The sequence below is a fragment of the Eubacterium sp. BIOML-A2 genome (genome assembly GCF_009680135.1).
GTDB classification, from domain to species: domain Bacteria; phylum Bacillota; class Clostridia; order Lachnospirales; family Lachnospiraceae; genus Faecalicatena; species Faecalicatena contortus_B.
The window spans coordinates 25,340-49,969 of the sequence record NZ_WKZK01000015.1; the positions used below are offsets into that span (position 1 = coordinate 25,340).

At 46.4% G+C, this 24,630-nt stretch carries 19 protein-coding genes; 2 read left to right on the plus strand and 17 right to left on the minus strand.

What is annotated here, in order from left to right; genetic code table 11:
* Nucleotides 1-34: 34 nt before the first annotated feature.
* From GKG43_RS07660 to GKG43_RS07680, 5 genes are all read right to left on the minus strand, one after another.
* Nucleotides 35-844, minus strand: a complete 810-nt coding sequence (locus tag GKG43_RS07660; protein WP_025656499.1) for a class II aldolase/adducin family protein — start codon at nucleotides 842-844, stop codon at nucleotides 35-37.
* 98 nt (nucleotides 845-942) lie between these two features.
* Nucleotides 943-1,440, minus strand: a complete 498-nt coding sequence (gene eutP, locus GKG43_RS07665; protein ID WP_050640127.1) for a EutP/PduV family microcompartment system protein — start codon at nucleotides 1,438-1,440, stop codon at nucleotides 943-945.
* 5 nt (nucleotides 1,441-1,445) lie between these two features.
* The gene (locus GKG43_RS07670) at nucleotides 1,446-1,808 is read right to left on the minus strand and encodes a BMC domain-containing protein (RefSeq protein ID WP_129878928.1); all 363 of its coding nucleotides are present in this window, start codon (nucleotides 1,806-1,808) and stop codon (nucleotides 1,446-1,448) included.
* Nucleotides 1,809-1,813: 5 nt separating this feature from the next.
* Entirely contained in the window at nucleotides 1,814-2,608 is a 795-nt protein-coding gene (locus GKG43_RS07675; RefSeq protein WP_050640842.1) for a glycyl-radical enzyme activating protein, read from the minus strand.
* Between the two features lie 20 nt (nucleotides 2,609-2,628).
* Nucleotides 2,629-5,160 (minus strand): glycyl radical protein, encoded by a 2,532-nt coding sequence (locus GKG43_RS07680; protein ID WP_050640129.1) that lies wholly within the window; start codon nucleotides 5,158-5,160, stop codon nucleotides 2,629-2,631.
* A gap of 391 nt (nucleotides 5,161-5,551) precedes the next feature.
* Here GKG43_RS07680 and GKG43_RS07685 point away from each other — a divergent pair, with 391 nt between their 5' ends.
* Entirely contained in the window at nucleotides 5,552-6,289 is a 738-nt protein-coding gene (locus GKG43_RS07685) for a phosphatase (protein ID WP_330377642.1), read from the plus strand.
* Between the two features lie 79 nt (nucleotides 6,290-6,368).
* On the opposite strand, the gene GKG43_RS07690 is transcribed toward GKG43_RS07685, so the two are convergent.
* Nucleotides 6,369-6,746 (minus strand): helix-turn-helix transcriptional regulator, encoded by a 378-nt coding sequence (locus GKG43_RS07690; protein ID WP_050640130.1) that lies wholly within the window; start codon nucleotides 6,744-6,746, stop codon nucleotides 6,369-6,371.
* A 157-nt stretch (nucleotides 6,747-6,903) separates the two neighbouring features.
* Here GKG43_RS07690 and GKG43_RS07695 point away from each other — a divergent pair, with 157 nt between their 5' ends.
* Entirely contained in the window at nucleotides 6,904-7,551 is a 648-nt protein-coding gene (locus GKG43_RS07695) for a Uma2 family endonuclease (protein ID WP_129878929.1), read from the plus strand.
* Between the two features lie 494 nt (nucleotides 7,552-8,045).
* Here the strand turns inward: GKG43_RS07695 and GKG43_RS07700 are convergent, their stop codons facing one another.
* The 11 genes from GKG43_RS07700 to GKG43_RS07750 all read right to left on the minus strand — a co-directional run bounded on the left by GKG43_RS07700 (nucleotide 8,046) and on the right by GKG43_RS07750 (nucleotide 24,281).
* Nucleotides 8,046-9,299, minus strand: a complete 1,254-nt coding sequence (locus GKG43_RS07700; protein ID WP_050640132.1) for an L-rhamnose isomerase — start codon at nucleotides 9,297-9,299, stop codon at nucleotides 8,046-8,048.
* Between the two features lie 52 nt (nucleotides 9,300-9,351).
* A complete protein-coding gene (gene rhaB, locus GKG43_RS07705; protein WP_129878930.1) occupies nucleotides 9,352-10,767 on the minus strand; it encodes a rhamnulokinase in 1,416 nt (471 codons plus the stop codon).
* 208 nt (nucleotides 10,768-10,975) lie between these two features.
* Nucleotides 10,976-11,269 carry a DUF6506 family protein gene (locus GKG43_RS07710; protein ID WP_055153309.1) on the minus strand — a complete coding sequence of 98 codons (294 nt, stop codon included), beginning with the start codon at nucleotides 11,267-11,269 and terminating at the stop codon, nucleotides 10,976-10,978.
* A gap of 174 nt (nucleotides 11,270-11,443) precedes the next feature.
* A complete protein-coding gene (locus tag GKG43_RS07715; RefSeq protein WP_129878931.1) occupies nucleotides 11,444-12,952 on the minus strand; it encodes a glycoside hydrolase family 43 protein in 1,509 nt (502 codons plus the stop codon).
* Nucleotides 12,953-12,964: 12 nt separating this feature from the next.
* Nucleotides 12,965-14,908 carry a beta-L-arabinofuranosidase domain-containing protein gene (locus tag GKG43_RS07720; protein ID WP_055153307.1) on the minus strand — a complete coding sequence of 648 codons (1,944 nt, stop codon included), beginning with the start codon at nucleotides 14,906-14,908 and terminating at the stop codon, nucleotides 12,965-12,967.
* An 83-nt stretch (nucleotides 14,909-14,991) separates the two neighbouring features.
* On the minus strand, nucleotides 14,992-17,448 hold the full coding sequence (locus GKG43_RS07725) for a glycoside hydrolase N-terminal domain-containing protein (RefSeq protein ID WP_129878932.1): 2,457 nt from the start codon (nucleotides 17,446-17,448) through the stop codon (nucleotides 14,992-14,994).
* Nucleotides 17,449-17,662: 214 nt separating this feature from the next.
* Nucleotides 17,663-19,183: a response regulator gene (locus GKG43_RS07730; protein ID WP_055153301.1), complete on the minus strand. Its 1,521-nt coding sequence runs from the start codon at nucleotides 19,181-19,183 to the stop codon at nucleotides 17,663-17,665.
* Between the two features lie 75 nt (nucleotides 19,184-19,258).
* Complete coding sequence (locus GKG43_RS07735) at nucleotides 19,259-21,064, minus strand: sensor histidine kinase (RefSeq protein ID WP_129878933.1); 1,806 nt, start codon at nucleotides 21,062-21,064, stop codon at nucleotides 19,259-19,261.
* Nucleotides 21,065-21,110: 46 nt separating this feature from the next.
* Nucleotides 21,111-21,944 carry a carbohydrate ABC transporter permease gene (locus tag GKG43_RS07740; protein WP_055153298.1) on the minus strand — a complete coding sequence of 278 codons (834 nt, stop codon included), beginning with the start codon at nucleotides 21,942-21,944 and terminating at the stop codon, nucleotides 21,111-21,113.
* Nucleotides 21,944-22,816, minus strand: a complete 873-nt coding sequence (locus tag GKG43_RS07745) for a sugar ABC transporter permease (protein ID WP_055153296.1) — start codon at nucleotides 22,814-22,816, stop codon at nucleotides 21,944-21,946. Before GKG43_RS07745 ends, GKG43_RS07740 begins: the two co-directional genes overlap by 1 nt.
* Before the next feature lie 133 nt (nucleotides 22,817-22,949).
* Entirely contained in the window at nucleotides 22,950-24,281 is a 1,332-nt protein-coding gene (locus GKG43_RS07750) for an ABC transporter substrate-binding protein (protein ID WP_129878934.1), read from the minus strand.
* Nucleotides 24,282-24,630 lie beyond the last annotated feature (349 nt).

Here is a 24,630-nt window from a genome sequence, read left to right on the forward strand (position 1 = left end):
CGTTCTTTTGGGAATCCCCTTTGGGTAAGCTTTCTTACAGTCCCAGCTGATCCATCACTTTCTTTGTGATAGATGCAACTAAATCAGCATCTGCAGTGGAAGCTTCCGGTGCAGCAGCACTGCATGATCCTCCGCAGCTGTGGCAGCTTGGCTTGCCGGCTTTTGCGTTCGGGCATACGTTTGCAGGATGTTTTCCTGGCAGTCCCATTTTTCTTCTGATTTCATACAGCTTGTCCATCTGCTCTTTGTTGAACTCCTGTGGCTCGCCAAGCATCTTTGACTGATACAGAAGCTGTGCGTAGAATTCCAGGGATTCCATCTTGTGGTATGCGCTCAGAAGGCTGTCTGAGTATGCAAGCGCTCCGTGGTTCTCAAGCAGAACTGCATCGAAGTACTGTAAGTGCTCAGAAACAGCGTCCGGAATCTCCATTGTAGAAGGTGTGCCGTATTTTGCGATCGGTACGCATCCCAGAGCGATAACAGCTTCCGGCATGATCGGCTGTGTCAGAGGAATACCGCAGATAGCAAATGTTGTAGCGTACAGCGGGTGAGCATGTACTACGGAGTTTACGTCCGGTCTTTCTTTATATACACGCATGTGCATCTTTATCTCTGAAGAAGGTCTGAACCCCTTGTTTGCCTGCAGTACATTACCTTCAGCGTCTACTTTGCAGATATATTCCGGTGTCATGAATCCTTTGCTGACACCTGTTGGCGTACATAAGAATTCATTGTCATTCAATTTAACAGAGAAGTTTCCATCATTAGCAGCAACCATCCCGCGGTTGTACACTCTTTTACCGATTTCACACATTTCTTTTTTGATTTCGTATTCGTTTTGCATCCTTTTTTTCCTCCTTGGATTCTTAAAACAAAACTAAACATTTGTTTTTTGTTGTTTCTAACTCGATATTACCACACAATCCCACAGTAGTCAACTTATTATTGTGTTGGATTTGTTGTTTTCTCCATCTTTTTTTCAGCCTCTTCCAGCTCCCACGGAAGCACATCTCCTTCTTCTTTTAAGTATTCCAGAATTTCCGGAATTCCCTCATAATTTTTCGAGTCAACGAAGAAGATTTTCTTGCAGCCTGTCAGCCTGAGCCACCTCTCGGCGCGCTCTACATTTGCATTCTTATCATGGATCTTAGTTACAATGCCGATGACTTCCCGGTTGCACATGGCTGTACAGCATGGCGGATAAAGGGAATACGGCTCTGTAGCCGATATCAGAAGCCCGACAACATCCGCCTCATAGGAGTATAACGCAAGGGCGTATCCCAGATGCTTGGTCTGGGCGTATTCCCCCGGGGTATCTATGATAACATCGAAGTTATTCACATACTGTGTTTTGTGATACTGGATTTTTTCACCTTTTAGTGCCTGGGTCAATGTGGTTTTCCCACATTCACTCCTGCCCATCAATACGATTTTCTTCATATTTATTAAGTCCTTGTTATCTCACATACAGAGAAGCCCATCTTATCCCTCACATAATCCAGTACTGCGCGGATCGCGGTCTCTGTTTCTGAAATCGTGCCGGTTACTATCAAAGTACCGCTGAAGCGGTCTACGAAGCCCAGTTCGATTCCCGCCGCTTTAATTGCAATATCTGCCGCAATAATAGCGGTTTCTGCGGGACTGATTGTCAGTACGCCGATTGCCGATTTACTGTATTCCACCCTTGGGTCCAGTCCCAGCTTCTCATACAGTGTGATATCCGGACTTGCAATCAAATGGGCGATTGTTATTTCCTTACCGGGAACCAGTTCCTGTACGATTCTTTCCGGCATTTGTTCATAACTCATGTTTCTTAGCCTCCTATCTGACATTCAATTCCGGATGCCAGTTCTGCAGTTTTGAGCAGCATTTCCATCGTTTCGTTTGACGGCGGCTCTGCATTCCCCATCAGGTATTCTCTTCCCAGTCCTTCGTACTTGTCCTGGCCAAGTCTGTGGTAGGGAAGCAGGTGAAGCCTTTTTACGCTGCCCAGCGCTTTTGTATACTCTGCGATATCCCGGATCTCTTCTTTTGTATCGTTAAACCCTGGAATAACAGGTACCCGGATGCTCAGTTCCGTCATGCCTGATTTTGCAATCTTCATCGCATTTTCCACCATCAGTTCATTGGAGCGCCCGGTGAATGCTTTATGTTTTGCCGGATTCATATGTTTGATATCCAGCAGGTACTGATCCAGATACGGGAGCAGGCCCTCGATTACTTTGTAATCGGCGCATCCCATGCTTTCCATCGCCGTGCTGATTCCGGCTTCAGATGCCGCCCTCAAAAGTGCAGCGGCAAATTCGGGCTGGCACAGGCTCTCGCCTCCCGACAGCGTCAGGCCGCCTCCGGTCCTGCGGTAATAGGTGCGGTCTTTCTCGACCGTCTCCATCACTTCTTTTACGGTGACGTCCTCTCCGATTACCTTTGGCTCCCCTTGTACCATCATGGTCTCGATCTCGTACTTCTGTGACTCCGGATTACAGCACCACCGGCATCTCAGAACACAGCCCTTCAAAAATACAATCGTCCGTATTCCGTTGCCGTCGTGGATCGAATATCTCTGTATATCGAAAATGCGGCCTTTTGTATTTAAATAATCTTCCATGCTGCGATTCCTCTCTTCCATCAGAAGCCCTGCTCCGTTCTCCGGATGATATCATCCTGAAGCGACTTGGAAAGCGTGGTGAACAAAGCGCTGTATCCGGCTACCCGGACAACCAGATGCTTGTACTGCTCCGGATTCTTTTGTGCATCCAGCAGTGTTTCGCGGCTGACTACATTAAACTGCATATGGCTTCCCTTCTGGTCAAAGTAGGAACGGATCAGGCCTACGAAGTTCTCAAGCCCTCTCCTGCCGCTCAATGCGGATGGGTGGAACTTCTGGTTAAACAGTGTCCCGTTGGATGCAATATAGTGATCCAGCCTGGAGACAGAATTTGCTGCCGCCGTCGGGCCGCTTATATCTTTCCCTGCGGACGGTGAAACGCCGTCGGCAACCGGTGTATGTGCAAGACGCCCATCCGGCGTGGCCCCTGTCTGTGCCCCCAGCGGAACATTGGCAGATACCGGGTATAAGCCCGCCTGGAATATGCCGCCCCTTGGATTCTTATAATTCTGCAGAGGCTTTGTATATGTATAGGCCACATCTCTTGCAAAAGCATCCACTTCCGGAATATCATTGCCGAACTTCGGAACTTCCTCGATCAATTTGAGGATACGTTCTCCGTTTGCTTTTACTTCCGGAGCCTCTGAAGCGGCTACTACCGTCTTCAGAATTGCTGCAACCTCCCGCTCAGTGACAGCCTGTCCGGACGCTTTCATGCCGCCTGCAATCTCTGCAGTCATGGACGCAACATCCTCACCGCTTAAGCCTTTGCCGTAGTTTGTAGCCAGGGCCTCTTTGAGTTCCTTCATGGTAACTTTCTTTTCATCGTAAACCAGCTTTTTCACTGCATACAGGGAATCCGCCATGTTCGCGACTCCGAATCCCTGAGGGCCGGTAAAGTTATAGACTGCTCCGCCTTCCTGCACCGTTCTCCCTTTCTTCATACAATCATCGACCATAGAAGAAAGGAACGGAAGGGGGCATCTCTCTGCATGGGCAACGTCAATGGCATTGTCCGCATTCACCAAAAGTTTGATCGCGTAATCCATCTGGATCTTATATGCATGGTAGAATTCTCCGAAGGTCTTCATATCTTCTACCCGCCCGGTCTGCGGTCCTACCTGCACCCCTTTATCCTTACCGTTGTTAAAAACCAGCTCCAGCGGACGGCACATATTAAAGAATGCCGCATCATGCCAGCCCTCTGTCTTACCTGCCTTCTGCGGCTCAACACAGCCAATAATATTGTAATCCCTTGCATCCTCCAGCGTCAGGCCTCTGCTCACCAGGGAGGGAATAATCACTTCGTCATTGTAATACGCCGGAAGGCCGATACCCGTACGGGTCAGCTCCGCCGCTTTAATAAGGAATTCATGAGGCGAACCGTTCCATACTCTCACGGACAGGGAAGGCTGCGGAAGGTAAACATGCATGGATGCCTCAATGCTCATAAATGATAGATCATTCGTCACATCAATCCCTTCCTCATTCTGACCGCCTGCGATCAGATTCTGGAAAAGGCTGTATCCTGCAAACCCTTCTGCTGAGACAGCATCACGGCACTTATTCAGGTCATTTAACTTCACCCAGATGCAGTCCATCAGTTCCTGTGCAAATTCTCTTGTTATCTTTCCACTGTCCAAATCCTTCTTATAATAAGGATACATATACTGGTCAAATCTTCCCGGAGAGATTGAATGTCCACTGGATTCTATCTGAAGCAGCTGCTGTACGAACCAGAATGACTGGCATGCCTCATAAAATCCCGATGCCCCTTTTTCCGGAACATTTGCGCAATTCTGGGCGATCTGAAGCAGCTCTTTTTTGCGTGTCATATCCGAACACTTTTCCGCCTCCTCCAGAGCCAGCTTCGCATAACGCCTGGCATATGTAACGGCAGCATCACAGCTGATCATAACTGCTTCCAGAAATCTCGACTTCTGCTGATAATCACCATCGGCCAGGCACAGCTTTGCCATCTCGGCTTCCGCTTTCGCCTTTATACCGGAAAATCCAATTTCCAGGACTTCGCCATACTTCACCGTAACATGGCCTACGCCGTTATAAAAATAATTGCCCGGTGTGAAAATGTTATGTTCCATAGCAAGCAGTGTCTCAGGCTCCATATAGGAGGTGGCCAGCTCACTTGTTGTCTTTCCCTTCCAATATGCATTGGCCTGCTTCAGCTCCGCCTTGGTCTGGTCTGATATATAGAACGGATCTGCGCTTCTGTTCTCAACGGTTTCAAATTCCTCTTCCAGCCACTCATACGAAAATTCCGGATATGTCTGACAGCCTCTTGGCGCAAGCGTTGTGCTGCCTGCAATCAGCTCCAGGTCACGGATGATAATCGGAATGTTTTCCAAAATATGCTGAAATGCCTTTGCACGGCGGATAATCACCGGCTCGCTCTCTGTCTGCTTATAGGATTCCGTCAAAAGAACGGCTCTGGCTGATTCTATCTCCGGCATCTTGGCATACAGGTTCTCCACAAGCTTTGGAATACGATCTGACTTTGGTATGTCCGTACTGTCATAGGTATATAGTCCCATTTGCTTTGTTACTCCTTTCCTTATGTATAAATACAGCCTGCATCTACACATAGAATATTAACCTTCCGAAGATAAATCAAAGCTCCGCCTGCGGCGGCCGCACTGCAGCATCTGCTTAAGCCGCAATATGCATCCCCCGCCGGGTTTTAATGAATCTCCACCCAGTCTTAATTATTATACTTGAACAATACTCAGAAGTCAACACGAAGCAACATGATTTTAACGATTTTTATATGTGAATCCAACCAATCCCAACACTAATTTTGTTGTTTTTATTGGTATTTTCATTTTTTATTTTAGTTTTTTATTGACAAACCAAAGAGCATCGCGCATACTATATATTAGGATTTTTTTGATGAAAGTGTTCATTAATTATAGATAGAAAGGCCTAATGATTATGTCTTCTTTCCAATTTGATATACATACGCACACAATAGCAAGCGGACATGCCTCTACTGCAACCATCACAGACATGGCAAAAGCCGCTGCTTCCAGGAATCTGAAAATGCTCGGAATATCCGACCACGGCCCTGCCACCTGCGGCGGCGGAAAGCCATCTTATTTTCGCAGCCTGTTCTATGCCCAAAAGGAGCGTCTGGGAGTGGAGATGCTTTATGGTGCGGAAGCAAATATTTTAAATAATGAAGGAAAGCTGGATCTGGAGGATTCCATACTTGCAAAACTGGATTATGTAATCGCCAGCATTCATAAACCGGTTAAAAAACCCGGCACCATGGAGGAGAATACAGCCGCATACATTGCCGCCATGAAAAATCCCTATGTCCGTATTATCGGACACTGTGATGATGTAAAGTATCCGGTTGATTATCTGGAAATTGTAAAGGCGGCCATGAAATATGATGTTCTTCTGGAGATAAACAACAGTTCCTTAAGCCCTGACGGCTACCGGGGAGATACCCGGTTTAACGATCTGATGATCTTAAATCTATGCAGACATTATCATTACCCGGTTATATTCGCAAGTGACAGCCACGGCACAAAGCATGTCGGAGACTTTACCTTTTCGCTGGAACTGGCGCGGCTTGCCGGGATGCCTGATTCTCTGATCATGAATTATTCTTTGAAGGCTTTCAAATGTTTTCTGGAGAGATCCCGTCAGGATGTCTGATGAATTATGTGATCGGCTGAGTGTTCCATCTTGAACTCTTTATGGAACATTCAGCCGGTCACATCAGTTATCTTGCATACTAAAGCTTCAGGCGGTATGACAGGATTCTTATGCCGGCCTTCCCCACCCTTTTGCAAAACCCTCCGGGCAGCTGCTCATCCCAGTTTATGATGAGCTCATCGAGGGGCATGTGCAGCATCTGGCTTAACGTGTAGAAGTTATCCAGAGATGGCAGTGTTCTCCCTCCAAACCAGCCATAGACCGACTGGGGGCATCCCAGGCCAAGGCATTCGCAGATCTTTTTTACGGGTATGTTCTGAATCTTGCAGACGAAACGCAGCCACTTTCCTGTTCTTGCCATCTGAATCCCGGGGTAACGGCTTATCTTGGATAGATCTTCTTTTTTTCGTTCCCCCTCCGCCGAACCGCCTCCCGCTTTATTCTGTTTTTCTTTCATCCGTCCTCACTTCCTTCCCTTTCCATCATAACACAGGCGGCACAAATTTAGCTACTGCTTAGTATGTCAAGCAGTTTGTAACTGCATGACTCTGCCTGCCTTTGCATGTAAAATGGATCTATATCAAGAGTACTCTCAACTGTAAAGGAGGCGCTCCATGAGTAATTTTAAAGATCTTTCCCAGGACAGCCAGACAAATGATAATGCTAGGAAGCCTGTGTTAAATGGCGCACAATCGGAAAGCTGTTTACCTGACTGGATTGCCCAAAAGCAGGGGCAGTGCTCCCGCCAGGATTATGAACTGCTGCCTTCTTCTCTTCATACCCAGCTAATGAACGGATATATTCTAACCCGACCTCCTGTTTCATTTATGCATCAGGCTGTCATCACGGAATTACTCTGTCAGATTGTATCATATGGCAAAGAATCTTTTTCTCCCTGCAAAGCTGTTACCTTTCCCATTCGTTTTTACCTCAATGGAGGAAATACTATACTGATTCCCGATATTGCCATAATTCTGCATCCCGGCAGAATCATTGGATATAAGATTACAGAAGTTCCTGTTTTCGCTGCGGAAGTCGTCTCACCTGACAGCAAAGAGCTGGATTGTTCTGAAAAGGTTCATTTGTACAGAGAGCTGGGAGTCCGCGAGTACTGGATTATTGACGGACAGAAACAGACGGTAACAGTCTGCCTGTTTCGTTTGAATGAAACAGAGGCAATGGAGGAATACGGCTTTTCTGACAGAATACGTGTGCATACGGTAGAAGGACTTTATCTGGATTTGAAGCGGCTTAAGGAATAGATCAGCCGGGCAGTCCTGAATAACCCCATCAAAAATAGTATACTTACCCAGGCAGCCGGGAGGGCGGATCCATCCGTTTCGGAGTATAACGAAAGGGGTGGTGCTTATGTATGTTACATACGATAACTTATTTACATTTGTATTGATGATTATTGCTATCATTACGCTTGTGAAAAGTTTCTATGATAAGCAAAAAAAGTAATCGCCCCGTCTTGGTAGGATAGGCGATTACTCTTTGAAATAACATCTTACCCGGTACGGATAGACTTCATCTATCAATCCCGGCTGTCTTGTTAAGTATATTATAACAAATTTGCTTTAAATGTCAATTTTAGATTTCTTCTTATACCGAACCGCTGTCGTTACTGTTCACGGCACAGGAGCCGCGCATAGTAACGGTATCTGAGCCATTTCTTTGGTAAGGTATTTATTTTTGATTCTAAGTGGAGGAAAATCTCCACAAAAGCAACAGTTTTGCTAAAGATCATCTAAGGTTAGGCTCTTTTAGAAAGTACTTCCGCCTCATAGTTCTGAACTTCTTTAAACCAGTCTTCTCTCTCCGGAACATTGTTGATTTCGCAGAAATAATTCCATACATCGCCAAACGGATAGCATTTCAGTTCTTCCTGCATTGCCATCAGCTCTGTAAACTGCTGTGTATCCTGCAGTTCTTTCAGCCGTGCATTGGGGCTTAACATCGCACACATCAGAGCCTTCTGCATATTTCTCATTCCCACTACCCATGCGGAGATTCTGTTGATACTTGCATCAAAGAAGTCAAGGCCGATGATCACTCTGTTTAGAGCATCATTTCTTACAATCTCTTTTGCAATCTCTTTTGTCTCATCATCCAGCAGTACTACATGGTCACTGTCCCAGCGGATTGGTCTTGTTACATGAAGAGCAATCTTATCATTGAAGAGAAGCATAGATGAAATCTTATCAGAAACTACTTCTGTCGGATGATAATGTCCATTGTCCATCAGAGGCACAATCCCCTTGTTCATCACGTAATTCATCGTAAACTCTGCTGAACCTGCTGTGTAAGCTTCCAGGCCAATACCAAACACCTTAGACTCCAGGCATACCAGCACTTTTTCTTTATCATAGTCAATTCCCAGAATCTGATCCAGAGAATCTTTATATCTCGCTCTCGGTCCAAGCCTGTCAGCCGGAATATCCTTAAAACCATCCGGAATCCAGATGTTCATCAGACAAGGCGTTCCCAGTTCCTCAGCAAAATACTGAGAGATGCGGATGCAGGCTTTTCCATGCTCGATCCAGAACTTACGGATCTCTTCATCCGGGCTTGTCAGAGTATATTCATCGGCCTTCGGGTGTGAGAAGTAGGTCGGGTTGAAGTCCAATCCAAGACCTCTTTCCTTAGCAAACTCCACCCATTTAGCAAAATGCTTTGGCTCCAGCTTATCACGGTCTACCCATTCGCCTTCTTCAAAAATAGCATAACTTGCATGAACATTGATTCTGTGTGTTCCTGGTATCAGGCTCAAAGCCTTGTCGATATCTGCCATCAGTTCTTCCGGTGTTCTTGCTTTACCAGGATAATTTCCTGTAGCCTGGATACCGCCTGTAAGCGCCCCCTCACTGTCAAACCCACCAACATCATCCCCCTGCCAGCAGTGCATAGAAATCGGAACAGACTTTAATGTTTCCAGAACCTTATCAGTATCCACACCAATTTTCCCATAGATCTCTTTCGCTGATTCATATCTTTCCTTCGTTGTCATCGTAAATCCTCCTTCATTTTTCAAAGGGGTCTGACCCCTTTGCATCTCATTGTCAGAATTGTTTTCCATTTTCATCGTACTTCTTTATATCAAATGACCGATCGATACATATCCGCGCCTCTGGAAGGCTTGCAAACACGCCATCATGCATCATCTGAACGGTTACATTGCCGATTGCAGTTGCCTCGGTGGGGCCTGCCGAAACTTTCTTTCCGGTATATTTTGCAGTCAACTCATTCAAATATCCGGCATTGGCGCCACCGCCCACTACGTAGATCGTGTCGTATGTATTGCCTGTGATTGCTTCGATCTCCTTCACGGTATCGCCATAGCATTTTGCAAGGCTGTTGTATATGACTGCCGCAATCTCTCCAACGGTCAGCGGAACCTGCTGTCCTGTTCTGCTGCAGAAATCCTGCACTGCCTTTATCATGCTCTCAGGTGCCAGGAAACAGTCGTCATTACAGTCTACTATGGATGGAATCGTTTCTTTGGACGCCCTGTCGCAGATTTCTGCAAAGGACAGATCCTCCGCAAACTCTTTTTTTACTGACTGGATCATCCATAATCCCATAATGTTCTTTAGAAAGCGGAATCTGTGGTCATAGCCGCCTTCGTTTGTAAAGTTGGCTTGCATGCTTTCCATAGAGCAGTCTGCTTCTTTTCTTTCGATCCCCATCAGTGACCAGGTACCCGAGCTTATGTAGATTGCATTATCATCGTTGGTCGGAACGGCCAGTACTGCTGAGCCGGTGTCATGAGTGGCAGGAAGTATGACTTTACAGTCAAAGCCAACTTCTTCCTGGATTTCTTTTGTGAAATTGCCAACCACAGTGCCCGGCATAGATACCGGACGGAACATTTTTGTATGATATCCCAGCATATCGATCATCTCGTAATCCCAGTCGTTTGTCGTAGGATTAATCAGCTGCCCTGTTGTGGCATTGGTGTATTCATTCTTCTTAACACCGGTCAGCAGGAAATGGAAATAATCCGGAATCATAAGGATTGCCTCCGCCTGCTCCAGATGTTCCGGATGACTCTCCTTCACCGCCATCAGCTGGTAAATGGTATTGAAGACCTGCTTTTGGATTCCTGTTCTTGCATACAAATCCTCCGGAGTGATCTTCTCGTATACCTTCTTGTCTATCCCATTGGTACGGCTGTCACGGTATCCTACGGTATCTCCCAGAATCTTATCTTCTTTATCAAGCAGCACATAATCAACGCCCCAGGTATCAATCCCCATCGAAACCGGGATCTTTCCGAGCTCTTTACACTTTTTCAGCCCGTTTTTGATCTCATTGAATAAACGCTCTACGTCCCAGCACAAGGTACCGTCCTTATTATCCATGCCATTCGGAAAGCGGTACACTTCCTCGAGACGCATCCTGCCTTCGGCCATATATGCAAGCATATGGCGTCCGCTGGATGCCCCGATATCAACGGCCAAATAACATTTCTCCATGTTGTGCCTCCTTATATTTTCTTCATACTTTTTCAATTGTAAGTCTATTATAGTTGGTAACGGGGTACAAAAAAAGGACGCTATTTATTTATCACAGCGTCCTTATTTGCACTCCTTAAATTATTCTCATATACTCATTCTAAATCTATTAAATACCTTCTTCTGCAGCATTGCCGAAGAGCATGAGTTATGGGCTGCACCTTGGTTATCATAACATTCCGCTGAACACCTTTTCAAAAATCTCATCCTGTTCCCGCAGATGAGTCACATATCCGACCGGAATCTTATTCTCTGTAACATCAATAATTGATTTAGCTCCCGCTTCTCCAAAAGCACCGCAGAGTTCAATGCAATCTATCCCTTCTTCATATAGCTTTTTTGATACTTCGCATGCTTCTTCCACACTTGATACGCCTATTGTCTGCACCGCTCCCTCGTGTATACTGGCACAATCTTTCAGTGAATCAAAATCCTCTCCCATAATGATAAATGCAAATCTCATAAGAATCCTCCTCTATACTACTGACTTTAATATTTTTTTCAACTAATTATACCATATTATGGAAAGAAAATATATGAATAGGGGCTAGTTGATTTTCATATCATGGGCGGGGTGGTTTATTTGTAACTTTGTACGGGCTATAGGCCGTGCATAGCAATGCTTTTCCCCCATCCTCTATATCGGACGGTATTGAAACCGCTCAAACCAAGCGTCTGTTTTTTCAGCAAACACCCCCACATAGCATCCGGTGAAGGTCATGGGCATACACTCTGTTGATAAAAGCTGTGTCCTCCCGCTGCCTGCCATTTGCAGATGATTCTCATCTCTTCCCGCAAGAAAACGATACTCCAGTTCATCAGATTCAATCCTCAGAAGCACTTTTCCCGGACCGTACAAAAATAAGGGCTGGCTCTCCGTCTGCATATCGCCCACCCTTTTATACAGAATTACACACCGTTTCCCCTCCCTGCATGATACAGCAAGATCATAATGGTGCTCATTCGTATGATAAACCGTTAATCCCGCACGCTCCTGCAGGCCCTGCGGTTCGGCATCCAGCCATACCTCAGCCCGCATACAAAAGTGTTGCTGCCTCCGCCCCACAAATGCAGGTGAACATAGTTCATCCAATGTCTCATCCCCACCGGCCAGCTTAAGGCTTCCCTTCCTGTCAGTAAGGCTGTACCGGCTCAGATCCGGGTTCCTCAAATAATTCCACACCTTAGGCAAGACAGAACCATAAAAGGAATCCGGATCCTCCAATCTGATCTCATAATCTTCCTCCGGAAGCCGCATGACCTCCATGTTTTTCAGAATCTTTTCCCCCTGATTCACCACAGGCCATCCGTTTTCGTCCCATGTAACAGGGGCAAGCATGGTTTCCCGGCCCAGATGATGGAGCATATACTGGCTTGTCCGAATCCCATGGAATACCATCCAGAAGTCCCCTTCTTTTGTATCGGTTACGTCCCCGTGCCCGATTGCCTGAAAATGATGCAGCATCGTATCACGGTGGGTCAGTATCGGGTTATGCGGACAGCTTTCTAACGGACCCCATGGGGAGGTTCCTCTTGAAATCGTAACCATATGACCGTACTCCGTTCCACCTTCCGCTGCCAGCAGGTAGTACCATCCCTCCCGCTTAAACATGTGGGGGCCCTCGGGATATTTGCCTCCGCTCCCTTCCCAGATGATCTTCGTATCGGAAAGCCTCTTCCCGGTATCGATATCCATCCGGCACTGCCCAATCGCTTGGCTGTCCGGCAGGTCATAGGTGCTTGTTAAATATACGCATTCGTCAGAGTCAAAGAACAGGGAAGGATCGATCCCGCCCTGCTCCATCCACATTGGGTCAGACCACTCTCCATAAATATCGTCTGTCCAGACAAAGAAATTTCCTCCATGGCTGAAGTTCGTGGCTGACACATAGAATCTGCCTTTATGGTGACGTATTGAAGGCGCCCATATGCCTCCGGAAGCCGGACACTTTTCCAGCAATGCCTGCGTTTTTCTGGTCAGAACATGCCCAATCTGTTCCCAGTGAACCAGATCCCGGCTGTGGAACAGAGGGATTCCTGGAAAGTATTCAAAGGAACTGGTCACCAGAAAGTAGTCTTCTTTCACCCGGCAAATGCTCGGGTCAGGGTAAAATCCCGGGATGATTGGATTCCGATAATGTATCATTGGCTTCCTCCTTTACACGCGCACCCACACCAGCATTTCGCCCGGCTCTCTGTTCCCCCAGAGGAAATAGGGTACCGCTTTTACTGTCACTTCGTTCTCCTGCCGTATATATGGCCGGTAGAGCCCCGCCGCCCATCCGTCTTCTTCCGTACGATATCCCTTTGCCGTAATTGCTGGTATGCCGCCGGGCAGTACAGTTTCAGCAATCTGCAGTCCACAGTCCGTATCTAACCGAATTGCCGAAAGATTGCTTCCGTTGTCTTCCTCTTCCAGACAGTACACAACCGGCCCTCTTTGAATTGCAGCCTTTCCGGCATCTGCCCGAACCTTTGGATTTGCCTGGATCAGTTCTGCGGCCATAAAGAACAGCAGATGTATCTCATCTCCCGCCCGGATGCCATTTTCAAGATATGCATACCCCTTTTCCACCCGGCATTCTACCTTTTTTCCATTCTGCCGTATTTCAAACTCACGGCACCATCCCGGGATCCGCACCCCAATCCTGCTGTCCGCATCCGGCACTGAACACAACGTAAGCCGGATATCACCGTCCCACGGATAATTGCCGTTCTGCCGTACGAAGAATTCACCATGGCCTGTTTTTATCCTTGCTTCCCCGGCTATATAGAGATGGACGTACAGCGTATGTTTTCCATAGGAATACACGTATTTTCCCAGAGAAGAGAGCAGTCTTGCGATATTAGGCGGACAGCACGCACAGCCAAACCATTTCTGGCGTTTTGTTTGCACATGCCTCCGGTCCGGATTCTTTTCATTAGCCAGAGGCCAGACTTCCTGCGGATTCACATAGAAGAAATGTCTTCCGTCACGCGACATGGAGCTTAGAACTACATTATATAATGCCTTTTCCATAACATCCCCATATATCCCGTCTGCCTCTATCATCTGCATTCGATGCGCAAAAAAGATCAATCCGATGGAGGCGCACGTCTCCGCATATGCTGTCTCATTGGGCAGGTCATAATCCGCGGTGAAAGCCTCTCCTGTCCGCGTGGAGCCTATCGCCCCGGTAATATACATCTGCCGTTCCACCACATTTTCCCAGAGCCGTCTGCATGACTGGTACATTTCCCTGCTGCCTGCGGCCCTTGCCACATCCGCCATTGCCGCATACATATACATTGCCCTGACTGCATGGCCTGCTGCCGAAGTCTGGTCATGCACAGGCAAATGTGACTGGTTATAAACCAGGTCAGGACTCTCCACCGGCAGGTTTGTCTTAAAGGAACATTTTTGGCGTAAATTCTCCCATTCCCATACGAAATAATTCGGTTCCCTGCCACGCTCCTCCAAAAAATAACAGCTTAGCTCCAGATACTCCCTGTTATCCGTCGCTTCATATAGTTTAACCAGCGCAAGTTCTATCTCCTGATGGCCCGGATACCCCTTCTGTCCCCCTTTCCTGAAATGTTCCGCAATATGATCCGCACATCTGCACATCACGTCCAGCAGCTTTCTCTTTCCTGTCGCTCTGTAATAGGCAGCCGCCGCCTCCATCATATGTCCGGCGCAATACATCTCATGGCATTCATACAGATTGGTCCATTCCTTTTCCTGATTCCCTATCGAAAAATAGGTATCCAGATACCCATTCTCCTGCTGGGCCGCGGCTATAAGATCAATCACCTCATCCATGACGGCTTCCAGCTCAGGCTCCGGAGCGCTCTCCAGACAGTATGACGCAGCCTCCAGCCATTTTGCCAGGTCGCTGTCCTGGAACACCTCCCCATAAAAACAGCCTTTGTCCATGCCTGCTGCAATTTTAAAATTCCGAACCGCATGGCTTCGCTCAACGTCCGGCACCCGGTCGTTCAGAATCTCCCACTGATAGGGAATCACCGTATCCCTTACTAATTCCATATACTGTGACCAGAAAGTATCCTGAATCTGTACCTCTTTTATTTCTGCCGGTCTGCATATTTCCAGCCGTTCCATATTCCGCCTCCTTTTTCATACATTAATTTGCAGCTTGCTGCAAACCCGCCCCACAGGGGCATGCATTACGGGGTGCCCTTTGCTCAGAATAAATATTCTAAATGAACCACTGCATTCTTTTTAAATTCTATATCGGCTCCATTTTCGTCTTTATCATACAGCTTCCCGTCAACCCGCATCTCCTTGTAGCCCACCGGGAAAGAAACATAAATCACCTGGTCTTCCATACTAAATATTTCAACCTCCGCTTTTCCGGCATCCATATCCCAGCTCATCTTCTCAATCTTAGCAAATGTATAAAGCCACATTCCTTCCAGATTTCCTTTGCTTAAATCCCCGGGAACTGCAGGCAGCAGCTTTATAAAACCTTCATCGGAATATACCAGCATTTCCAGGACAATTGCCGGCATAGCCCCCAGCAGGTCCGGACAGAATACCCGGTATGGATAGTGCACAGTGTTCAATGTACGTGTTACGTAGCCGTGCTCCATCAGGGTACGGAGGTTATGCATGGCATCCGGCAGATCGCCCAGCCTTACCGCCGTAAAATACCGATGGATGACGCCATGGGCAGAATCATCCTGATGCCCCCGTTTCCGGTTGGAAAGGATAAACGGCTTTACAAGCTCCGGCGTTTTCTCCGGTGAGACAGCCCTCCCCGGCCAGATATCATAATGGTGGGAGACGTGCCTGTGATCATAGTTTTCCCCTGAATACTTGAAGGACCACTCCTTAATCGCCCCGTCCTCATCCATCAGATAGTCCGGCAGCCTGCCCCTGAGCGCTTTCCATTTCGGAAGATCCGGTTCGTCCAGGCCAAGAACCTCACACGCCTCCATCAGGTTATCCAGTACCTCTCTGCATACCATCACATCCATCAGCGAATTCACATTCATTGCATAGACGTCCTTCGGGAAGGGTACGTGATAATCATTCATAGAAGGATCTTCCGGCGAATAACTCGGATAGAACATTACCTTTCCATTTTCATCCACATCAGAGAGATAGTCTTCATAAAATAATGCGATTTCCTTCAGTCCCGGGACAATACGTTCACGCAGGAATTCTTTGTCACCTGTCACCAGATAGTGCCCCCAGAACTCGTTATATATCCATCCCAGACATGCGGTCCAGCAGTAATGTGGATATACAATTGAAAACTGATAGAACTTACCTGAATTATAATCACAGTGAATGTTTCCAAGTACACCCCTCGCTCCGTAGAAACGCTCTGCATTCAGGCGGAAGTCATCGAATTTGTCCTCGTAGAATTTGAAATATGTATCCATGATTTCAGGCAGCCCTGTCATGTTCCCGGAACACACCTGCAGGTTGGTATTAATATTATGCTGGAACAGGGACGGCGGATCATCTCCGGTGTCCGTTATCATAAAGAAACGTCCCATATCGTACAGCTTTTCCAGCATCATAGCACTTAACTCACCGCCGCCGTGCTGTTCGTTGAGCAGTTCCTCTGCCGCCATAGCCCAATCCCCGTCAAGCCGTATCACGGAGCGTTCCATCAAAGGCTCCAGATATGCCCGGTTTGCCGCCAGCATATCTTCATAGGAATCCTGGATTTGGTTCACTTCCTCCAGCACCTGCTCTGCCAGAGAATGGCGGTATGCTTCTTCATATTTTACGGTCCGGGAAATAATGGTGATCTCCTTTGCTCCCTCCACCTGCAGATAACCGCCCTCTCTGCAGGACACCTTTCCATCCGTGCGGATCACAGAACAGCAGCAGTACCCACGTTCACCGAACTGCGGGTCATATGCCAATGATACCGTGCAGCTTTCGGGCGTTGTCTTGATTTCCACATCGCTGCCTTCTATCCGATACATATCGTTATAGGTAACAAGCACAAACTGGTCGAAATGGTCGGGAAGATCGTACCCCCCCGGTGCAACAAAGCGTATGTTCATATCAAACTGCTCTTTATTCAGGCGCTCTGTTTTTTGCACAACCGCCTCTTTATCAAAGGAAACGAAAGACCTGCGGAGAACGCCTCCTTTTTCGTCCTGTATGCGCACCACTGCTTCTCCCGACATCATATCAAGATACCGCAGATAATCGCAGCGCTCCTTTCCTTCTTCGATTTCGGTCAGCAGCTCAATCACCGAATGGAGACGCGGATGCAGGCGCGGAAATTCAACGCCAAAGGGGCGGCTGTCTATCCACTGATCATACCCCGCTGCTTTCGTTGCTTCGTCCATCACCCTTGCAGCCTCTTCAAACTTCCCCTGTTTCAGATAATTTCTCGCTTCCGGGATCGCATAAGCCACATCCGGCGGCTCTGGAGTGTCCTTCCAGCGCATATCCATGATCCTTTCACGGCGGTAAATTACGCGTTCATGATAAGGGTCCCCCACAATATCAATTCTCTGCCTCCCGTTTGCAGTCACCAGAACATCTTCATCCGCCTTAGCCGGATACAGGCTGCTCACACTTTTATAAGGGAGAAGCTCTCGTCTTTTTTCAATTCCCATGGGTGGATATTTCAGGGCAAATTCCACTGCTTTCATACCATAACTGCTCATAAAATCCTCCTTGTCCTCTCTTCATATGATTCAGAATTTCCTCTCGTGCCTGCCGGCGTCCGATGCCGGATGGATCGCTAGGTTTTATGAACAGATTATACGTCCCGCAGGGCTGATGGTAAATGGAATATCATAGACTGAGGGAGGGAATATTTTGAACGTATCGGCCCACTGCGCTAAGGCCCACTTTTTCCGGCAGTCTCAAGCTTTATCTTCAGCCGCCCGTTTCGTCCGCAATATCCTTTTGCATCTGCGACTTATACACGATTGGACTGACTCCATACTGCTGTTTAAACACTTTACTGAAGTAATACTGATCACTGAACCCCAGCATCTCTGCAATATCCTTCACCCGTATGTTCTCGTATTCCTCCAGCATCATTTTTGCTTCATTGATTTTAAGCCTGTTATAATAACTGATCGGGGTATCACTGTAATATACTTTAAACAGCCTGCAGATATAGGACGGCGAGATATCAAAATAATCCGCTATTTCCTGCAGAGATAAGTTCTTATACAGATTCGCCTGCATATATTCGGCCAATTTGTACGCAGCCTCCATCGATACTCCGCTTTTGTCCTCTTTTGAGGCCGACATAAATTCGCCGTACCCCTGCAGGCATTCTTCCAGTTCCCCGTACCTTCTGCAGTCATTCAGTATCTGATCCGCCAACGTACCCGGCTCATCCGCCAGTTCTCCATTCCCGCCTGCTGCCGCGAACATTTCATCCAGCAGCGCCAAAAGGAATTTCCGCAGTACCACCACGGTATAATGCTTTTCTTCCCAGGAAAGAATATTCTTATGGATTTCTTTGTGGTAATCATCTGCAGCCTTATTTTTCAGAATCCATTCTATTTTCCTGCGGAATACTTCGATCTCCTCTTTCTGCCGGATATAGCGCTCTCTCACCTCCGTATACTTCTCATCCTCAAAGACTTTGCTGCAGTCCAGCATCACCATTCTTCCCAGCCGGTTAGAGAGATGCGTATACTGCATATGAAGCTGGGTAATATCCGTAAGACAGCCCGAACAGATAATATTAACGCGTGTATACTTCTTCCGCAGTTCCGATAAAAGTAAATTATTTAACAGCATAATCCTCTTTGGGGAACTCCTTTCCAGATTAAACATCAAGATTTTTTCACTGTTCAGTCTGGTGTTTGCTGTCCGAACATCCGGCCCCGCCTTGTTCTCTGTCATGATTTCTTTGACCAGTTCCTTTGATAAGGGCGCCGCATACTGCTGAAAAAGCCCTACCCGTACCAAAGAGAGCATGTAACGTCCCGGGAATCCGCTCTCCTCTGCTCCAATGCCTTCCTGAATCATCTTTTGCAGGGCGGATTCTTCCTCCTCTACCTTTTTGCTGTCCGCCTTCATGGTCAGCTTCTTTAAAATCACTGCAAACTCCCCTGCATCCACAGGCTTCATGATATAGTCGTCTACCTGCAGCATCAGAGCCTCGTGGGTAAAGGTAAAGTCTGCATATCCACTGATAATAACGCTTTTAACCCCCGGATAAAGCGCCTTGGCCTTCTGGATGAGTGTCAGCCCGTCTATGACCGGCATTTTGATGTCCGTAAAGATGATATCCGGCTCAAAGTCTTTTAAAAGCTCCAGAGCAGTTTCCCCGTCATATGCCGTTTTAATAACGGAATCATAGCCCGCTTCATTTATGAGATGGACAATGTCTCTTAAGATGACTTTGCTGTCCTCCGCAACAAGAAACTTATACATGTTTCATCCCTCCCCCTGTGCAAAGGGGTCAGACCCCTTTTGTTAGTATTTGCGTTTTCCATAACTTATTAGACACTACTCATCCTCAGATATGAATCTGCCGCCCAGACAGACTGCAGCGCCTTCTGCCGGAGAATTATTCTTGATACTGAATTCAAAATCTCCCGCAAAAAAGATTCTCAGCCGAAGGAGTGTGTTCAGAATCCCCAATCCTCCCATGCCTGGTTCCCCCTCAGGGCTGTCTTCCATATTGATGACCAGGCTTTCTTCTTTCATCCTGTTTTCGATCTCTTTAATTTTATCCCTTGAAAATCCTCTCCCATTGTCTCTGACCTCAACTCTCCATTTCCCGTCGCTGGCGATTGCCGTTACACAGATATGATAGGGCGGCTTTTGTCCCTCAAAAGCATGCTGTATGGCATTTTCTACAAATGGAAGTATACAAAGCCTGGGGATCAGGATGGAACGCGCCTCCTCCTGCACCTCAATCTGATATTGCAGGAAATCTTCATAGTACTGCTTCTGAAGTGCAAGATAATTTGTAATGTATTGTATCTCCTCTCCAAGTGTTACCGTATGTGCATTGGAATTCACCGTATAGCGCAGCATGTCCGAAAGCTGTTTGCACATGGCCTGTGCGTCCTCTGTGCGGCCTTCTCTTGCAGAGATGCTGATCGAATACAGAACATTATGGATAAAATGCGGGGAAATCTGCGCCTGCAGGGCAGAAAGCCTCGCCCCTGCCTCCGCCTTATTGGACTCGATTTCTCTGAAAGCCGCTAATTTCAGATCATCCAATATCTTCTGGAACGCATCTTTAAGCTCGATAATTTCATTATTAGAGACATCCTCCAGATTCAGCCCCATATTCTCATAGGTAACCTTCAATACGCTGTTGCGCAGTTCCTGGAGAGGCTTTACCAGCATCCGCGAAAATACAACTACCATCAGAATTGCAGCAGCCGTCACGCACACAAAAAAGATAATTGTAGTATGCTGCAGTAATTTCATTGAGGAATATATCGTATCTTTTGGATACTGTATATAAGTCGTGATCCCCGAATAATCTGATGAGGCATAAAAGTACATATGGTTTTCCAGGCTAAATACACCGCTTTTATTCTTTTGTGCCAAATTTCTTTTTAATAAACCGCTCTCCTCTGCAGAAACGGAACTGGACGGATATACGATATCGCCTTTATCATTCAAAAGAAATACATTGCCTATATGGTTAATGTTGCAGATTTCATCCAGCTTCTTATAATCTGACTGCACCTCAATATAACCATATCTGTTGGCGCTTACATCAAAGACCGCACGGATAAATGATATCGTTGCACCCTGTTCATCCGGGGCGCCGCTGTCATGATCCGCATAGATAACAAGCTCCTTCCTCCCCAGTTTTTCTCCATTATCCTCCATTGTAAGGGCAGATTCAAAATTGCTTTTGTGCTGGTTGTATATATAAGAAAAAGAACCATCCTGACTGTAAAGATATACATTGACATGAGGAAAAGAGGTCAGCGTAATCGCATTGGAAACAATGGCTGCGATTTCTCGGTTCCTCTTTAATTCCTCATAGTCCGACAGTGCTTTGGGATTGTTTTTCACCTCCCGCATAATCTGCAGAAGTCCCGGATTTGAGATCAGTTTTTTCGTAATATCATCCATTTTTTCGATATAGGTGTCTACATTTTCGGATATTTTTATGCATAGCTGCATATCATTATGGGCTGACTCTTCTTCCATCTGTTTAAAGATGTGCATTCGGATAAACAGGCTGAAAGATGCTGCTGCAAATAAGATAATAACAGAAAATACGACATATAGTTTTGTCCTGAACTTAAAATTCATACTGATCTCTCTCCTCCTGGTCTGCATGACTGTTCCTCCTTTATTATCCCAAATAACACTGAAAAGTCAAACATCAGCCTTTTACCGCTCCTTCTGTCAGACCGCTGATAAATTGCTTCTGCATAAACAAAAACAGCAGGATCACCGGCAGCGCCGCTAGTGTCAGGTCTGCAAACACCAGATTCCAGTTACTCCCCCCATACATTCCGAAAAACTGATACACAGAAAGGGGCAGCGTCCTCTTTGCCGGGTCGTTTAAGAAGTAAAGCGGAATATTGATTTCATTCCATATTCCTGTGAACAGAAGAATCAATACGGTGATATTACATGATTTCAGGAGCGGAAGTATGATATAGAAATACGTCTGCAGTGTGGATGCCCCCTCGATAAATGCGGATTCATCCAGCACCCCCGGAATCCCCCGTATAAATCCGGTGTACAGAAAACAGCTGAAGGGGATGTTGATCGCCGTATATAAAATGATAACATTCAGATAACCGCCATAGATATCCAGCACCGTAAATAAACGAATCGTAGGCATAATCTGCATCGGGATAATCGTGCCGATAAAGAAAAAATAATACAAGAATCTGGAAAACCTGGTCTTTCGCCGGGCAAGAATAAAGGATGCCAGTGAGCTTGTGAATATTGTGATCACGGTGGAAGCTATGGTGATCAGAATACTGTTCTTAAATGCCAGCAGTAATTTCCCCTGTTCAAAGACGGTTTTAAAATTTTCCACCAGCCATTGCTCCGGAAGTGTCAGATCAAACGCTGTTACTTCTGCCGAATTCTTAAAAGCCCCCAGCAGCATAATCAGAAGCGGAATCACAATAACCAAAGAAATCAGAATCAGCACGATCTGCAGAAGTACCTTCGTTATTTTCTCTTTTTTTCTGCCATACATTATTCCTCCACCTCCCTTTTCCGCATATTATATAGCACCGGAATACAGATAATCGAGACGAAAACCGCCAGCGTAACATTCAATGCGGTGCCCAGCCCCCATTGGCCTCTTCCAAACTTAGAGAACACTTCCAGTGCAATTACCTGAGACGCATTTCCGGGTCCTCCGTTCGTAAGTGCATAAGGCTCGCTGAATACCTTAAGCCCCCCGATCAGGCTTAACAGCATATTAATATTAAATGCAGGGGCCAGCATCGGAAACGTAATATTCGTAAACCTCTGCAGGGCGCTGGCCCCGTCTATCTTCGCCGCTTCATAATAAGACGCCGGTATTGCCTGCAGGCCGGCGAGATAAACAACCATATGATACCCGCTCCACTGCCAGATTGACACCCCCGCTATGGAGACCATCACGATCCTGGTATCCACCAGCCATTCCTGCTGCAGGGCCTGAAGGCCCACATGCCCCAGAAATTCATTCAGAATTCCGTTAGGATGTAAAATGGGCACAAACACAAGCCCAATGATGATCGTAGAGATCACGCATGGCAGAAAGAAAATCACCCGGAAATATCCGCGCAGTTTTGTCTTTGTGTTTACCGCCAGCGCCAGCAGAAGCCCATTGACATTTTTCCCGATCACCACAATAATGGCGTATACGAAGGTATTATATATGGCATGTTTCAGTTCACCGCTTTGAAAAATCGTCTTATAATTCTCAAGCCCCACAAAACTGATGGTATCCTTCCCTATCGTCCAGTCTGTCAGGGAATAGTATATTCCGTAGATGCTGGGTACCACAAAAAAGATTCCAAATATCAGCAGTGCCGGCAGGATTAGCAGATATGTATATAAGTGTCTGGTCCGTCGCATTGTGATGCACCTTGCCTTTCTATCATGATTATATCGAAGGAAATTAAGAAGAAAGGCACCGCCCAGTCTGACAGAAGCCCGCCTTTCATACGCTCCTTCCGGACTGTCCGGTGCCTTATATTCGTTTTTCGGTTTAGAAATTTTCTATGCCTTTTGACTTCATCAGTTCTTCAAAAGTAGCATCCCAGGAAGAAAGCACTTCTTCCGGTGTCTTCGCTCCCGCAAACATATCCTGGAAATATACCCAGAGATCGTTTAAGTCAACCTTCATATAGGCATTCATTTCCAATACTGTCTTCCCTGTCTTATTGTATTCTTCATATAAACGTCCTTCAAATTCGTCAAATTCAGGTTCCTTGGCACCTTTTACGTTCGGAACAAAAGAGGCTGCCTTCTGAGCCGTATCGCATTGCTCGGGCTGTGCCATGAAGTTCAGAAACTTCTTTGCCTCCTCGATATGCTTTGCATCTTTTGGAATAAAGAACTCTGCATCCAGCTGGCTGATGGTAAGATATTCGTCCTCCCCCTCATATACAGGATAGGGGAACATATCAAACTGAATATCCGGATAAGCATTCAGTAAATCCCTTACCGTGGTATTTGAGCCCACTGTCATGGCATAATCGCCGCTGCTCATTGCCGCCGGTATGCTGTTGTAATCGTCGGAAAGTACCGTGCTCTGCATATATCCGTCTTTATACAGATCATATGCTTTCTCCAGGCTCTCCCTGAATGCGGGTACCTCGTCCCAGCCAATCTCGTTAGCATTCAGGCGGTCCCACAGATCCGGCTCAGATTTGGCTGCATAATAACCCCAGGTTGAGGTCGTCCACATCTGGAATGTCCACACATCTTTAAATGGCCCGTAAAACGGCGTAATTCCCTGTGCTTTTAAATTTTCGCAGACTGCCAGAAATTCCTCATATGTCTTGGGAATTTGCACCCCTTTTTCCTCAAACAGATCTTTGTTATATACAACCCCCATGCCGCCGGTCTTCACTGCAAATGCAAACCCATAGATCTTCCCGTCCGGTGCCGTCAGGATTTCTTTGTCTGCAAGGTTCTCCACGAACGGCTCGTCCGATAAATCAACACAATTTTTCGCAACTTCCAGTTCATTCTCTGCGGAAACCTTATTGTAACAAACTAAATCTGACGGCTGTCCTGAAGCCAGCTTTGTTTGAATGATCGATGTGTTCTGCGCATCCGGGTTCAGCACCAGCTCTACCTTGATCTCCGGATATTGTTCCTCAAAGGCCGCTATATTTTCTTCGCTGAAAGCATATGGGATATTATTTACGATCTCCTGGCTTGCCTCCACGGTCAGGGTGACGCTTTCTGCCTTCTTATTCCCACTGCTCTCTTTTCCCTCATCCGAAGAACTGCCGGCCGAAGAACCGCAGCCTGCGGTTATAAGGGACACTGCCAGAAGCATTCCGGCAACCTTCATTAACTTTTTCTTCATAACTCTTTCCTCCTTATAAAAAATCTGTTTTTTCGAAGTACATTCATATTCCGCGGAACTTTCATTTACATTATGTTTATTTTAGCTTTCGTTTGTAAATAAGTAAATGGAATTAAATGAACGGCAGGATTAATAATATTGAACAATTGACCGAAAAAAATTTTTAAAAAAATACAGAACGACGCAGTTTGCACTTCTTATATTTGTTTAAATCTTATAGAATACACCTAATATCCGGAAACACATAAGGCACTTTGACCATAAAAAATTTTGATGCTGCCATACATACAAATCAATTGCAGCAGTTAATTAAACTTAAAAACAGCATAATTACGTAAATAAAATAGAA

What these genes read in the sequence shown, in the direction of transcription:
- GKG43_RS07730 (WP_055153301.1), bottom strand. Translation starts at nt 19,183, where the DNA reads ATGTATAAGTTTCTTGTTGCGGAGGACAGCAAAGTCATCTTAAGAGAC.
- GKG43_RS07695 (WP_129878929.1), top strand. Translation starts at nt 6,904, where the DNA reads ATGAGTAATTTTAAAGATCTTTCCCAGGACAGCCAGACAAATGATAAT.
- GKG43_RS07745 (WP_055153296.1), bottom strand. Translation starts at nt 22,816, where the DNA reads ATGCGACGGACCAGACACTTATATACATATCTGCTAATCCTGCCGGCA.
- GKG43_RS07715 (WP_129878931.1), bottom strand. Translation starts at nt 12,952, where the DNA reads ATGATACATTATCGGAATCCAATCATCCCGGGATTTTACCCTGACCCG.
- GKG43_RS07680 (WP_050640129.1), bottom strand. Translation starts at nt 5,160, where the DNA reads ATGGGACTATATACCTATGACAGTACGGACATACCAAAGTCAGATCGT.
- GKG43_RS07685 (WP_330377642.1), top strand. Translation starts at nt 5,552, where the DNA reads ATGATTATGTCTTCTTTCCAATTTGATATACATACGCACACAATAGCA.
- GKG43_RS07700 (WP_050640132.1), bottom strand. Translation starts at nt 9,299, where the DNA reads ATGACAACGAAGGAAAGATATGAATCAGCGAAAGAGATCTATGGGAAA.
- eutP (WP_050640127.1), bottom strand. Translation starts at nt 1,440, where the DNA reads ATGAAGAAAATCGTATTGATGGGCAGGAGTGAATGTGGGAAAACCACA.
- GKG43_RS07740 (WP_055153298.1), bottom strand. Translation starts at nt 21,944, where the DNA reads ATGTATGGCAGAAAAAAAGAGAAAATAACGAAGGTACTTCTGCAGATC.
- GKG43_RS07675 (WP_050640842.1), bottom strand. Translation starts at nt 2,608, where the DNA reads ATGGAAGATTATTTAAATACAAAAGGCCGCATTTTCGATATACAGAGA.
- GKG43_RS07710 (WP_055153309.1), bottom strand. Translation starts at nt 11,269, where the DNA reads ATGAGATTTGCATTTATCATTATGGGAGAGGATTTTGATTCACTGAAA.
- GKG43_RS07670 (WP_129878928.1), bottom strand. Translation starts at nt 1,808, where the DNA reads ATGAGTTATGAACAAATGCCGGAAAGAATCGTACAGGAACTGGTTCCC.
- GKG43_RS07725 (WP_129878932.1), bottom strand. Translation starts at nt 17,448, where the DNA reads ATGAGCAGTTATGGTATGAAAGCAGTGGAATTTGCCCTGAAATATCCA.
- rhaB (WP_129878930.1), bottom strand. Translation starts at nt 10,767, where the DNA reads ATGGAGAAATGTTATTTGGCCGTTGATATCGGGGCATCCAGCGGACGC.
- GKG43_RS07660 (WP_025656499.1), bottom strand. Translation starts at nt 844, where the DNA reads ATGCAAAACGAATACGAAATCAAAAAAGAAATGTGTGAAATCGGTAAA.
- GKG43_RS07750 (WP_129878934.1), bottom strand. Translation starts at nt 24,281, where the DNA reads ATGAAGAAAAAGTTAATGAAGGTTGCCGGAATGCTTCTGGCAGTGTCC.
- GKG43_RS07735 (WP_129878933.1), bottom strand. Translation starts at nt 21,064, where the DNA reads ATGCAGACCAGGAGGAGAGAGATCAGTATGAATTTTAAGTTCAGGACA.
- GKG43_RS07690 (WP_050640130.1), bottom strand. Translation starts at nt 6,746, where the DNA reads ATGAAAGAAAAACAGAATAAAGCGGGAGGCGGTTCGGCGGAGGGGGAA.
- GKG43_RS07720 (WP_055153307.1), bottom strand. Translation starts at nt 14,908, where the DNA reads ATGGAACGGCTGGAAATATGCAGACCGGCAGAAATAAAAGAGGTACAG.